The 12,933-nt window shown below is 66.3% G+C and carries 11 protein-coding genes and 2 pseudogenes; 8 read left to right on the top strand and 5 right to left on the bottom strand.

Annotated features, from left to right (window positions below):
- Nucleotides 1-9 precede the first annotated feature (9 nt).
- Nucleotides 10-279 carry a DUF1467 family protein gene (locus BF95_RS18980; protein ID WP_043153496.1) on the top strand — a complete coding sequence of 90 codons (270 nt, stop codon included), beginning with the start codon at nt 10-12 and terminating at the stop codon, nt 277-279.
- Nucleotides 280-338: 59 nt separating this feature from the next.
- Here the strand turns inward: BF95_RS18980 and BF95_RS18975 are convergent, their stop codons facing one another.
- Nucleotides 339-3,005, bottom strand: coding sequence for a hypothetical protein (locus BF95_RS18975; protein ID WP_043153495.1), 2,667 nt, complete (start codon nt 3,003-3,005; stop codon nt 339-341).
- Between the two features lie 80 nt (nt 3,006-3,085).
- On the opposite strand from BF95_RS18975, the gene BF95_RS18970 reads away from it, so the two are divergent.
- The 4 genes from BF95_RS18970 (at nt 3,086) to BF95_RS18955 (ending at nt 7,166) form a co-directional block, all read left to right on the top strand.
- On the top strand, nt 3,086-3,400 hold the full coding sequence (locus tag BF95_RS18970) for a hypothetical protein (protein ID WP_043153494.1): 315 nt from the start codon (nt 3,086-3,088) through the stop codon (nt 3,398-3,400).
- A gap of 78 nt (nt 3,401-3,478) precedes the next feature.
- The gene (locus tag BF95_RS18965) at nt 3,479-4,645 is read left to right on the top strand and encodes a hypothetical protein (RefSeq protein WP_043153493.1); all 1,167 of its coding nucleotides are present in this window, start codon (nt 3,479-3,481) and stop codon (nt 4,643-4,645) included.
- A gap of 56 nt (nt 4,646-4,701) precedes the next feature.
- Entirely contained in the window at nt 4,702-5,790 is a 1,089-nt protein-coding gene (locus tag BF95_RS18960) for a DUF2336 domain-containing protein (RefSeq protein WP_043153523.1), read from the top strand.
- Nucleotides 5,787-7,166, top strand: a complete 1,380-nt coding sequence (locus tag BF95_RS18955) for a sensor histidine kinase (RefSeq protein ID WP_043153492.1) — start codon at nt 5,787-5,789, stop codon at nt 7,164-7,166. Before BF95_RS18960 ends, BF95_RS18955 begins: the two co-directional genes overlap by 4 nt.
- Nucleotides 7,167-7,185: 19 nt before the next feature.
- Here BF95_RS18955 and BF95_RS18950 read toward each other — a convergent pair.
- A pseudogene (locus BF95_RS18950) lies at nt 7,186-9,461 on the bottom strand (ATP-dependent helicase).
- Between the two features lie 103 nt (nt 9,462-9,564).
- On the opposite strand from BF95_RS18950, the gene BF95_RS18945 reads away from it, so the two are divergent.
- The gene (locus BF95_RS18945) at nt 9,565-9,960 is read left to right on the top strand and encodes a GFA family protein (RefSeq protein ID WP_043153490.1); all 396 of its coding nucleotides are present in this window, start codon (nt 9,565-9,567) and stop codon (nt 9,958-9,960) included.
- Nucleotides 9,961-10,093: 133 nt separating this feature from the next.
- Nucleotides 10,094-10,486, top strand: a complete 393-nt coding sequence (locus BF95_RS26605; protein ID WP_081764216.1) for a Fe-S oxidoreductase — start codon at nt 10,094-10,096, stop codon at nt 10,484-10,486.
- Here BF95_RS26605 and BF95_RS18935 read toward each other — a convergent pair.
- Nucleotides 10,449-10,937: an Rrf2 family transcriptional regulator gene (locus BF95_RS18935; protein WP_043153487.1), complete on the bottom strand. Its 489-nt coding sequence runs from the start codon at nt 10,935-10,937 to the stop codon at nt 10,449-10,451. The genes BF95_RS26605 and BF95_RS18935 overlap by 38 nt on opposite strands.
- Before the next feature lie 109 nt (nt 10,938-11,046).
- Between BF95_RS18935 and BF95_RS18930 the strand changes: the two genes are divergently transcribed.
- Nucleotides 11,047-11,493 carry a globin domain-containing protein gene (locus tag BF95_RS18930; protein WP_043153485.1) on the top strand — a complete coding sequence of 149 codons (447 nt, stop codon included), beginning with the start codon at nt 11,047-11,049 and terminating at the stop codon, nt 11,491-11,493.
- On the opposite strand, the pseudogene rsmD reads toward BF95_RS18930, so the two are convergent.
- Together rsmD and BF95_RS18920 are read right to left on the bottom strand one after the other, a co-directional pair.
- Nucleotides 11,478-12,028: pseudogene (rsmD, locus tag BF95_RS18925) on the bottom strand (16S rRNA (guanine(966)-N(2))-methyltransferase RsmD). The gene BF95_RS18930 and the pseudogene rsmD sit on opposite strands and share 16 nt — an antisense overlap.
- The coding region (locus BF95_RS18920) for a pseudouridine synthase (protein WP_051520121.1) at nt 12,025-12,933 on the bottom strand (909 nt) is incomplete at its 5' end. The pseudogene rsmD and the gene BF95_RS18920, both read right to left, overlap by 4 nt.

Below are 12,933 nucleotides of genomic sequence, written 5' to 3'. Positions count from 1 at the left end.
CAGGCGCGCATGAATCTCTACGCCATCTTCGCCATCTATTTTCTGATGTGGGTCGTCTGCGCCTTCGTCATGCTTCCCTTTGGCATCCGCACGCCCGACGAAACGGGCGAGGTGATGCTGAAGGGGCAGGCGGACAGCGCCCCCAGCAACTTCCGCCCCGGCCGCGTCGCGCTGCGCGCGACGATCCTGGCGACGATCCTGTTCGGCCTTTATTATGCCAATTATGTGCAGGGCTGGGTGACGGCGGACATGCTCCCCAAATATAGCGGCACACGCTGAGCCAATAGCCAGTTCCCCGGCCTGCGCCCGGGGAACGCTATCTCTTTGTCGTGCTTAGCCTATTGCCGCAGCCGCTCGATCGCCTGCGCCAGCGCGACATAGAGCTTGCCCATGTCGGACGAGAGCACGGCAACGCCCAGCGCATTGCCGTCGCGCGCCGACAGGATGACCCGCAACATCGATTCGAAATCATGAATGTAGCGGTTCACATGATCGCGGAACTCGGCGTCATTGTCATAATGGAGCGCGATTTCCCGCGACTCGCCCGCATCCAGCAGCTTGACGGCGCGGCGCGTGAACACCCCCCGATCGCCCTTCAGGTAGGCGGACCAGGCCGTATCGGTCACATCGTTGGACAGGATTTTGGTGACGTCGATCGCCGTGCTGTTGAGCGATTCGATCAACGCGGCGGAGCGACGCGCGAAATGGTCGCGGTCGCGATCCTCCGACGCCTGTTCGGCCTGCACGATGCGCTGTTCCACATTCGCGCTGGTGTCGGCGATGGTCAGCAATTGACGGGTCAGCCGCTCCGATGCCTGATGCGCGGCCTTGATCGCTTCTTCGGCCACCTTGGCCACCTGTTCGATCTGCGCCGCGACCTTGTCGCCCAGCGCCCGTTGCATCGCCGCTTCGCTGGCGTCGCCCAATTGCTGCGCCGCGTCGGGAATGGCGCGCGCCAGCGCCTGGCGCGCACGCTCTGCGGCCTGGTCGGCGGTATCCTTGACCCGCAACAGCGCGGTGACGAGCAGCGGCCCGGCCCCCTCGGTAATCCGCGTCGCATCCTGATGCGCGCCATCCAGCGCGACGCGCAGCCGATCGACCAATTGGCGATTGGCTTCCAGCCCGCTCTGTGTGCTTTCCAGCCATTCGGTCAGGCGGCTACCCTGGCCGCGTAGCAGCGATTCGGCCTCTTCAGCCCGACCGACCAGCGCCTGCGAAATCGCTTCCAGCCGTTCCATTTCCGGTGTCGCGCTGCCCAGCAGGGCACGGCTCTGCGCCATGCGCGCATCGAACCGCTCCAGCGCCGCCGGATAGGTTTCGTCCAGCTCGCGCACGCTCGAATCCAGCGCCACCAGCAAGGTCTCGGCACCACCGATCAGCTTGTCCGCCGTCTGGCCACCCGCCGTCAACGCGCCGTCAATGCGTTGCGTCTCCGCCGTCAGGCGCATGAGCGCATCGGTCATCCGCTCGCTGCGGGCCAAAGCCGTGTCTTCCAGCGTCGCGAACCGGCCCTCGGTCCCGGCGATGGTGTCGTTCAACCCGGCATGCAGGCTGTTCATCAACGCCTTCTGCCCCTCCACCATGTCGGTGATCTGGTGCAGGCGACCTTCAACATCGCCGATCGAGTCGGTCAGGCCCGCGACCGTGTCGCTGCCGATCGCGTCCAGGCTGGCGCGCGACCGGGCGATCAGCGCGTCGAGCGCCGCTGCCTGCGCCGAAAGGCGCGCATCGGTAAAGGTCAGCGCTTCCTCCGCCCGATCGAGCGCGCCGCCCATCCGCTGACGCAGTTCCTGTTCGATCATGTCCATGTCGCGGACCAGGACGCCCATCACATTTTCGCTCGCACTGCCGATGCCCGCCTGGGCTGCTGCGACCAGCGCCGTCAGCGTATCGGCGCGGCGCGACAAGCCATCGTCGCTCGCGGCCATCGTCTCGCGCACCTGCGCCATTGCCCGGTCGAGCCGACCCTGCAGATCGGCTTGCGCGCGATCGAGGTCCGCGACCAGCGCCAGGCGCACGCTTTCGCTCGTCGTGGCGACGCCCGCCTGCGCCGCATCGACCAGGGCCGTGAGCGCGGCCGATTGCGCATCGACATCCTGACGCGTGCGATCCATCGCCTGCCGCGCGGTTTGCGCGGTCGCGTCGATCCGTCCGGCGGCGATATCTGCCATGCCGGTGACTTCTTCATTCGCTGCCCGGCTCGCTTCCTGCAATTGGGTCAGCTGGCTCGACAGGCTCTTGGTCGCCGAAAGGGTGCGCGCCCGCGCATCGTCGGACAATTCGCCCAGCGCGTGCAATCGCGCCTCCAGCGTGTCGATCCGGTCGCCCAGCGCATGGCCATTGTCCATGATCTGCGCCGCCATCCGGCCGGTGCGGTCCTCCAATTCGGGGATCGCACCGATCAGCGCATGCATCTGCGCCATCAGGGCGGCCCCGGCGCGCTCGGCGGCTTCCGCGCGCTCGGCGCTGGCATGCGCCCGGCTGGCGATCAGTTCGGCCGATGCTTCCATATTGCTGCTGGCGGCGGCACCATAGCTGTCGAGCAGTTCGGCTTGATCCTGCATTTTCTGGCGCGCGGATTCCAACTGTGTCGCGATCCGGCCCAGCCGCAATTCCAGCAGGTCCGCTTCGGTCCGCAGCGCCCGTGCCGTGTCGAGATAGCGCCGTGATTCGGTCCGGCTGCTACGCATCAGGAGCAGATAGGTGAGCGCCAGCAAGGTCAGCGGGACCAGCAGCGTCGCGATGGCGCTCGCCCAGGCGGACGGCCCGGCGCGCAGGTCGCCCGACGCGCTCATCGCCCAACCGGCAAAGCCGATCCAGCCCAGTGCCGCGACGGTCAGCGTGATCCGCACCCATTTTATCCAGGCATTGCTGGACCCGTCGGCCGGATCATCCTCTTCAATGTCCGAAACGGCTTGTTTCAAAAGCAAGATATCGTCCGCTTGCGCGGGCGTCTGCGATGGTTCGTCGCGCCAGAACTCGACGATTGTGCTGCCCCCTGTCATCCGCGCATCCTAGCATCTTTTCTGCGCGCGGGAATGCCCCGTTACCAAAACTTAACCCGCGTTCGATAGCGTTGGTCGCCATGTCCTATGATCCAGGTGCCCTAGATGCCGCTTTGGCAGCGGCGGTCGGCGACGACAGCGCGTTAATTGCCGATCTGCGGATCGCCTTCATGGAAAGCGCCGCGCGCCAGGTCGATTTGCTCGCCCGCGCCCGATGCGACGCCAATTGGGCGCTGGCGGCGTGGCGCTTGAAGGGGCTGGCGGCGAGTTTCGGCCTGATGACGCTGTTGGCGCTGGCCGACGAAGCGGCGGAGGCCGCGCCTGGCGATCCGCGCATATTGCGCCGTCTGCGCAGCGCGCTCGCCGCGCTCGAAAGGGACATTCCGCACAGCTGATACGGCTTTGCTTGCGTCAAACCATTTGCCTTGCGAAAAGGTCGTCCCAACAACCAACGGGTCGACAAGCATAACAGAATGAGTTTTTCCGCGATTCTCAGCGCCAGCCGCATGACGGCCGACACGCCCGCAGGCCTGCGCGCCAGCCTGCATTTCGCGGGCCAGACGCTGATCGAATATCAGGCGCGGCAGGCGGCCTATGCCGGTGCCGACCGAATCATGATCCTCGTCAGCGTCATCACCCCCGCCGTGTCGCAGGCGGTCGATCGTCTCAGCGCGGACGGCATCGCCGTCGCGCTGGTGCGCGACATGGTGTCGATGGTGCGCGACGTGCCCCGCGATACCGATGTGCTGCTGATCGCCGACGGCGCGATCGTCGCACAGGCGCATGTCGATGCGCTGGGCGCGACCGAAGGCAACACCCTGCTCGTCGCCGACGACACCCGCGCCAGCGCCCCGTTCGAACGAATCGACGCCGGTCAGCGCTGGGCTGGCGTCGCGCGGATCACCCCCGCGCTGCTGTTCGACACGCTCGACATGATCGGCGACTGGGACTTGTCGCTGACATTGGTGCGGGCGGCGGTGCAGAAAGGCGCGCGCCGCATCACCGCGCCGCAGGACGACCTGCTCGAAGGGCGCGTCGCCATGGTCGACAGCCAGCAACAGGCCGATCTGGTGGCGCAGGCGGTTACGGCCGCCGGCACCTCGCGCACCCCGACGCGCGGCGGCATCGAACATTATGTCCTCGCGCCGCTGGCCCGCATGGCCAGCGCGCCGCTGATGCGGATGCAGGTACCCGCCTTTCAGGTGCGGATCACCGCCATCGCGCTCGGCGCGGTCGCGCTGGTGCCCGTCGAACTGCTCTGGCCGCTGACCGGCTTCTGTCTGTTGCTGATCGCGCTGTTGCTTGCGGAACTGGCCGACCGGCTCGATGCCATGGCGTTGCGGCCGCCGCCCGCCGGTGTGTTCGCCTTTGCCACGCCCGTGCTGGCGCTGATGGGCATCGTCCTGGCGGGCCGCAGCCCGCTGGCGGTCGATCTCGCGCTGCTGTTGGTGATCATCGTGATCGCTGATCGGCAGGGGCGTACCGGCGAGGCCCGGCCCTGGATGATCTTCACCCCCGGCAGCGCCCTGCTGCTGATGGTCGGGACCGGCCTGTTCGGCCTGCTGGCGCAGGGATTGCGGGTCGCGATGCTGCTCGCCATCGCCTCTGTGGGGGCCATCATTCTGCGGCGTCGCACCTGAAGAATTCCACCGGACGGTTTAGTGCATATTAACGACGCGCGGTTATGCTGCACCGCATGAGCGTCTTTTCGTCCCTTGCCGGTTCGACAATGACGGACAGCTGGCCGATGACGCGAGTCATGGCGGGCATGTCCGCCGTGCCGGTTGGTCACGCCATCGACCTGGCCTTTTTCTTTCCAACGGACGACCGTCCGCGCCACGACGCGCTGATCGCGGAGACGCGGCGGCATCTGGGCGGTTGCATGACGGCGATCGAGATGGCGCTGCGCGTCTCGCTCGATCATGCCCCGGCCATCGCCACCGCGCTTGCGCCCTGGCCCGATCCCGTCTGCTGGCGCATGCTCTGCGATCAGCCGACCGTGCTCAGCCCCGCCGTGCTCGCGCACATGCAGATGCGCGCGGGCGTCAGCCTGATGCTGCGGCAGTTCGGCCAGCCCGGTGCCGACCAGAATGGTGAGGCGGAAAAAGAACCGCTGTTGCGCGCCGACGATCCCCTGATCGGCAACGCCGTGTCCGCCCTCACCCTGGCCGAGGGCCGCTGGATCGCGCGCGGCGGCGAGGATCAGCCGATGCGGCCCGATCTGCCCGCCGAACATCACGCCGAACTGGTATGGACCGTCGCCGCCTGCCTCGCCTCGATCGCGCGGCGCGGCGCGGGGGAGGGGGGCGACGCGCTGCTGGTCGCCTTCGAACGGTCCGGCTGGGCCTTGCTCGCCGACCATGACGAAAGCGCCAGCCCGATCGCCGAAGCGGAACGGCTGGTGCGCGGCATGGGCGCGGCGGCGGACGCCCCCGACTTGCTGGGTGCCGCGCTCGACCAGCGGCGCTTCCTGCTCTTTGCCGCGCTCGCGGCGCGTCGGCTGCGGATGCGCGCGATGCAGGTCATCGACATATTGGTGATGGGGCCAGTGGCGCAGATTGCGGCGCTGTGTCGGGCGCTGGGGGGGGCGGATGCCGATTATCGCCATCTGCTCCTCTCTTTGCGCCCGATTCGCCCCGGCCTGTCCGACGTCGCGATCGTGGAGGCCTCGGCCCAGTATCGCGACCTGCCGGAAATGGCGGCGGATGCGGCGGTCAGCGCCCTGCGCACGCCCGCCCCCTTCCGCGCGAAGCTCGACCATCTGCTGCAAGTCACCGCCGCATGATCATCCCGCTCCATCCGGCTTTCGTGCGCGCGACCGTCGCAAGCGACGGGCGGCTGCTGAGCGCCGACGCGCCGCTGCTCGCGCTGCAGGAAGAGGCGGGAGGCAGCCTCGGCACCGCGCTTGTCATCCCCCAGCTCGCGGCCATCGCCCGGCTCACCCAGCGCCTCGGCGTGCCCGTATCGCGCCCTGTGGCGGCGGCGGCGGAGCGCGGCGACATCGATATGTGGGTGCGCGCCAAGCCCGATGATGGGGGCGTATCGCTCTCGATCGTTGATTGGCAGGAACGACCGATCCCGGTCGCGCCGATCGAACTGATCGACCGCGAAGCCGACATCGCCACCATGGCCGAAGGTTGGGCCTGGCAGGTCGATACCCAGTTGCGGTTCCAGATGGCGATGGACAATGGCGGCGCACAAGGCGCGCTGCCGCGCGATCCGCCCGTGCCGGGCAGCCGCTTTTCCGCCTATTTCGACCTGCGCCCCGATGCCGATGGCGACATGGCGATGCTGCGCGGGTTCGCCCAGCGGCGCGCCTTTCGCGATCAGGATGCCGTGCTGGTCAGCGACCCCGCCCGCCTGTTCCGCCTGTCGGCCATCCCGCTGTTCGACCTTGCGGGCCAGCTCATGGGCTATCGCGGCACCGCCCTGCCGCTGGAACGGGCGGTCGTTCCTCCCCCGGCACAGGACGCCGTCGCGCTTTATCCCAGTGCGTTCGGCAAACGGCTCGACCGTTCGCTGCGCCAGCCACTGGGGCGGATCATCGCCAATGCCGATACCATCAGCGCGCAGATGGAGGGGCCGCTCCGCCCCGATTATGCGGGCTATGCCAAGGATATCGCCTCGGCCGGGCGGCACTTGATGGCGCTGGTCGATGATCTGGCCGATCTTCAGGCGATCGACCGGCCGGACTTTGCCGTCATCGCCGAAGAGGTCGATCTTGCCGATCTTGGACGGCGCGCTGCGGGCCTTTTGACCGTCAAGGCGCTCGATCGCCGCATCACCATCCTCCCGCCGCCGGAGGATGAAGGCCTGCTCGCTACCGGCGAATTTCGCCGCGTGTTACAAATCCTCGTCAACCTCATCGGCAATGCGGTGCGCTACGCGCCCGAAGACACGCAGGTCCGCATCGTCACCGAATCGACGCCCGGCGAAGCGCGCATCAGCGTCATCGATCAGGGACCGGGCGTGGCGGTGGCCGACCGCGAACGCATTTTCGAGAAATTCGAACGGCTCGGGCGTGACGATGCGGGCGGGTCGGGCCTGGGCCTCTATATTTCGCGCCGCCTTGCCCGCGCGATGCAGGGCGACATCCGCATCGGCGGCACGCCGGGCGAGGGTGCCCGGTTTCACCCCTGTCACTCCCCCGGCGCCGACTGACGCACTGTCCATAGCGCGCTCAGGGCAGTGAGACGAAACTGTCCATCACCCGCTTGCGGCCCGCCGTTTCGAAATCGATCTCCAGCTTATTGCCCTCAATCTCCGCGACGATCCCGTAACCGAATTTCTGGTGGAAGATGCGCAGTCCGACCGTCATGTCGCTCCGCCCCTTATTGCCGATCGACACCGCCGACGCGCGCGCCTCGACGATCCGCACTGGCTCGCGGCTGAACTGCCCCGATGATTGCGCCCGCTGCCAGCCCGGCCCGCGCCCGGTGCCGCGTTCGACATGGGCGAAGGGATCTTCGCGCTCCGACCAATTGGCCCGCCATAGCGACGCGCCACCGGTCATGCTGCTTTCTTCCTCGACATGTTCGGGCGGCAATTCGCCCACGAAGCGCGACGGGATCGAACTCGTCCACTGGCCATAGATGCGCCGGTTGGCGGCATGCAGATGGTGCAGCGCTTGCGCGCCCGCGTGATCGCGACATAGGCGAGCCGCCGCTCTTCCTCCAGGCTGTTGAGCCCGCCTTCGTCCAGCGCCCGTTGCGAGGGGAAAATACCTTCCTCCCACCCGACCAGGAAGGTCGAATCAAACTCCAGCCCTTTTGCGGCATGGATGGTCATGATGGTGATCTTGGCGGACTCGGCCTGCGCCTCATTATCCATAACCAGCGAGACATGCTCCAGAAACGCGCCCAGCGTTTCATATTCTTCCATCGCGCGCGCGAGTTCGGAGAGGTTCTCCAGCCGCCCCGCGCTTTCGGTGCTGCGTTCGGCCTGCAGCATCGCGGTATAGCCGCTCTCGTCCAATATCTGCCGCGCGAGTTCCGCATGTGGCAATTGCGCCGCCCGGTCGCGCCAGCGCGCCAGATCACCGACGAAACTGCCGAGCGACCGCCGCGCCTGTGGCGTCAGTTCGTCGGTATCCAATATCCGCGCCGCGGCATGGAGCAGCGGGATCCCCTCGGCCCGCGCCAGCCGATGCAACTTCTCTACCGCCTTGTCGCCCAGGCCCCGCTTGGGCACATTGACGATCCGCTCGAACGCCAGATCGTCGGCGGGCTGGTTCACCAGCCGCAGATAGGCCAGCGCATCGCGGATTTCGGCGCGCTCATAGAAGCGGAAGCCGCCCACGATGCGATAGGGCAGGCCGATCTGGATGAAGCGATCCTCGAACTCGCGAGTCTGGTGCTGTGCGCGCACCAAAATAGCGACCTCGTCCAGGGAACCGCCATCGCGCTGGATCGTCTCGATCTCCTCGCCGACCCGCCGCGCCTCCTCCGGCCCGTCCCATATGCCGACGACACGCACCTTTTCGCCCACATCGATATCGGTCCACAATGTCTTGCCAAGCCGCGTGCCATTTTCGGCGATCACCCCGGAAGCCGCCCCCAATATGTGCGGGGTCGATCGATAATTCTGCTCCAGCTTGATGATCGTCGCGCCAGGAAAATCCTTTTGGAACCGCAGGATATTGGCGACCTCTGCGCCGCGCCATGAATAGATGGACTGGTCGTCATCGCCGACGCAGCAGATATTCTTGCGCGTCTGGGCGAGCAGCCGCAGCCACAGATATTGGCTGCTATTCGTGTCCTGATATTCGTCCACTAGAATATAGCGAAACCGCTCCTGATAGCTTTCCAGCACATCGCGATGCTTCTTCAAAATCGTCAGAATATGCAGCAGCAAGTCCCCGAAATCACAGGCATTAACCGCGCGCAACCGGGCCTGATAGGCGGCATAGAGTTTCTGCCCCTGGCCATTGGCATAGCCTTCGCTTTCACCCGCGCCGACATCCTCCGGGGTCCAGCCCTTATTCTTCCACTGGTCGATCAAGCCGCCCAATTGCCGCGCTGGCCAGCGCTTCTCGTCAATCCCTTCGGCTTGGATCAATTGCTTCATCAGCCGCAACTGATCGTCCGTGTCCAGGATGGTGAAATTGGATTGCAGCCCCACCAGTTCGGCATGACGGCGCAGCATCTTGGCCGCGATGGAATGGAAGGTGCCGAGCCAGGGCATCCCCTCCACCGCCGGGCCGATCATCTTGCCCACCCGCTCGCGCATTTCGCGCGCGGCCTTATTGGTGAAGGTGACCGACAGGATTTGCGAGGGGTAAGCGCGACCCGTCGCCACCAGATGCGCCAGCCGTGCGGTCAGCGCCGCAGTCTTGCCCGTGCCCGCGCCCGCCAGCACCAACACCGGCCCTTCGGTCGTCAGCACGGCTTCGCGCTGGGGTGTGTTCAAACCCCGCAAATAGGGCGGATCATGGGGCGAGGGCAATGGAAGAGTCATGAAGGACAACTAGGGACAGGGGGCGGCAGGGGCAAGGCATGACCCTTGCGACGAAGCGCCTTCTATGAGAACAAAAGGCGAATCATGCAAGGGAGGACGAGCGATGTTGTCAGGGGGATGCCATTGCGGCGCAATCCGGTACGAAGCCCGTGGCGAACCGGCGCATAGCGCGCTGTGCCATTGCAAGGATTGCCGCACCAGTTCGGGTGCGCCCATGGTCGGATGGGGGCTATTCCCGCAGGATGCGGTGACGATCAGCGGAACGCCGGTCGAATATCGTTCTTCAGAACATGCCATCCGCCATTTTTGCGGGACGTGCGGCTCGGGCCTGTTCTACACCAACGCAACGATTTTTCCCGGCAAGATCGACATTCAGACCGGCACGCTCGATGATATCAGCGCCCTGCCGCCGCAAGCCCATATCCAGATGGCCGAAGCCGCCGACTGGATGGCCAACGCCCATCTGCTGCCTAAATTCGATCGTTTCCCGGGCGAATAGCGCCGTCCTTCCTCTCGCGGCATTCCCGCCTCCGTTCGTCGTCAGTGGCGGAACGGAGGCGACAGGGTGCCGGTTCTCCGCCTCGCCCACGCAGCAGAACGGGGCAGAGACAAGAAATAGGAAGGATCACCCCATGAAATCCATCATGCTTGCCGGAGCCGCCCTTATGGGCATCGCCTCGATCAGCAGCGCCGCCATCGCGCAGCAAATGCCCGCCAGCCAGGCGCCCGGTGACGCCATGACGCCGCCGACCGACCCGTCCATGGGTCCGCCGCCACCGCCCGCCAATGATCCCAATGCCGGTATGCCGACCGGCGCGGTCCCCAGCGACCCCGGCATGATGCCAGCCACGCCCGGTGCGCCGAACGATCCGACCGCCCCCATGGGATCATCATCCAACCCGGTGACGGTCGGCGGCAACATGACGCCACCCCCTGCCGAGGCAAAGGACTATCCGGTCTGTTCCAAGACCGTCCAGGATAGCTGCGTCAATCCAAGCGAAGCCCGGAAGATGCGCAAGCGCTGACAGCTTCGAAGGGAGCGGACTCCGCAGGAGCGGGCAGGGCGGCAATCAGCGCCGCCAGCCCGCTCTTGTCGCGCGTCGCATCGGCCAGCGTGGCATTGTCCAGCACGGCCAGGAACGCCCCGGTCGCCTGCACCAACAGGCCGGATAGGCCGCACGCGGGACGGATCGCACAGGCCGGACAGTCCGCCATCCGCATATCCGGTTCGCAATGGCGGACAACCGCGCCGATGCTGATATCTTCAGCGGGTCTCGCCAGCAGAAACCCGCCGCCCCGGCCGCGCTGGGTCGCGATGAACCCGCCCCGCGCCAGGTGATGCACCACCTTCATCAAATGATTGCGCGACAGGCGATGCGCGTCCGCCACTGTGCTGATCGTGGCGCGGCCGGAGGGCGCAGTGGCCAGATGGATCAGCACGCGCAGGGCGTAATCGGTGTGACGGGTCAATTGCATGTCGCAAAGCGGTAGCCGCGACGCCGCCGGACAGAAACATATATATCGTTTACATCTTAAAAGATGCGGATTAGACACACCTTATCCAACATCCAAAAAGGCGTCTCCTATGTCCGCTTCGCTGTCCGATTCGACCATCGCCATCGTGAAATCCACCGGCCCCGCCCTGCGCCAGCATGGCGTCGCGATCACCACCGCCATGTATGCGCGACTGTTCCAGGATGCGGAGGTGAAGAGGATGTTCGACCAGGCCGCGCAGGTCAGCGGCGAACAGCCCAAGCGGCTGGCCGCCGCGATCCTGGGCTATGCGGAGAATATCGATAAACTGGGCGCGCTGGACGGGGCCGTCAGCCGCATGGTTGCGCGCCACGTCCAGACCGGCGTGAAGCCGGAACATTATCCCAAGGTCGCGGCCGCCCTGCTCCCCGCCATCCGCGAGGTGCTGGGCGCAGAGGTCGCAACCGACGCCGTGCTGGACGCCTGGGCGGAGGCCTATCAGTTCCTGGCGGATATACTAATCGCCAAGGAAGACATCGCCTATCAGGCGGCGGCCTGAACCTCCGCGCGGAGCAGGGTGATCCGGGCTTTGCCCACATCCCGCACCGTGTCGATGGTAAAGCCCTTCACCGCCACATCCTCGCGCTTGTCGGTCTCGATGCTGATCCAACTGGCGGGGCTGGTCCACCCCAGCCGGGACAGCTTGTCGAGCGCGACTTGTCCCGCGCCGGTGCCATAGGGCGGGTCCATGAAGATGAGGTCGAGCGGCTTAGGTGCCTGCCCCAGCGTCAGCACGCTCGACGCGCGAATGTCGGGGCGGATGCCCAGCCGCTCGGCATTGGCCCGGATCGCGTCGAGCGCGGGCTTGTCCTGTTCCACGAACAGGCAGGAGGCCGCGCCACGCGACAGCGCCTCAAACCCCAGGCGCCGGAGCCTGCGAAGAAGTCCGCCACGGCCAGCCCCTCGAACGATCCGATCCGGCTGGTCAGCATCGAAAACAGCGCCTCGCGCGTCCGGTCGCCGGTGGGGCGGGTGGCATCGCCCTTGGGCGCGGTCAGCGGGCGGCCGCGCCATTGGCCCGAAATGATCCTCATTTCGCGTCCTTCAATGTCTTGCGGAATATCGCCAGATCTTGTTCGCCCACTTCAGCGACCGCACCCATCGGCAGGTCGGCGAGGACGAACGGACCATAGCTGGTGCGGATCAGGCGGTTGACCTGCAAGCCCAGATGTTCGAGCACGCGCCGCACTTCGCGGTTCTTGCCTTCGGTCAGCGTCATTTCAATCCACTGGTTGCGCCCGGTGCGCCGTTCCAGATTGGCCTCGATCGGCCCATAGCGGACGCCATCGACTTCCAGCCCGTCGAACAGATCTTCCAACTGCTGCTGGCTGATCTCGCCAAAGGCGCGTGCGCGATAGGTGCGCGGAACGCCGGTCGAGGGCAACTCCATCTGTCGTTTGAACCCGCCATCAGTGGTGAGCAGCAACAGCCCCTCGGTATTCATGTCGAGCCGCCCAATCGGGATGACGCGGGGCAGGTCGGCAGGCAATCGGTCATAGATGGTCGGCCGTCCGACCGGATCGCGCTCAGCCGTCAGGAAACCGCTCGGCTTATGGAACAGGAACAATCGGGTCGGGGCCGGGGCGGCGACCGCCACGCCATCCACCGCCACGCCCGCCAGCGACGCGAGCAGGGTGGCGGGTGTCTCGACCGTCGCGCCGTCCAGCGTGACGCGCCCTTCCTCGATCATCCGTTCCACTTCGCGGCGCGAAGCAATGCCCGCGCGGGCCAGCAGCTTGGCGATACGCTGCGGCTCGCCCTGGCCATCGCTGGCGGTTGCATGGGCGGGGTGTGGGTTGGCGGTTGTTTTGGGGCCAGTGCCGGACCTGCGCGGTGGCTTGTTGGCCCACGGCTTGGCGGCCGCGCCAAAGGCAGCGCCGCGCGGCTTGTCGCCGTCATTACGCCGGGGCGGGCGCGCAGGCGCATCGGCCCGGCTGCG

The sequence above is a fragment of the Sphingobium sp. Ant17 genome, from assembly GCF_000588875.1.
GTDB lineage: Bacteria > Pseudomonadota > Alphaproteobacteria > Sphingomonadales > Sphingomonadaceae > Sphingobium.
The sequence above is the reverse complement of the archived record's forward strand: the minus strand, read 5'-3'. Positions and strand labels throughout refer to the sequence as shown.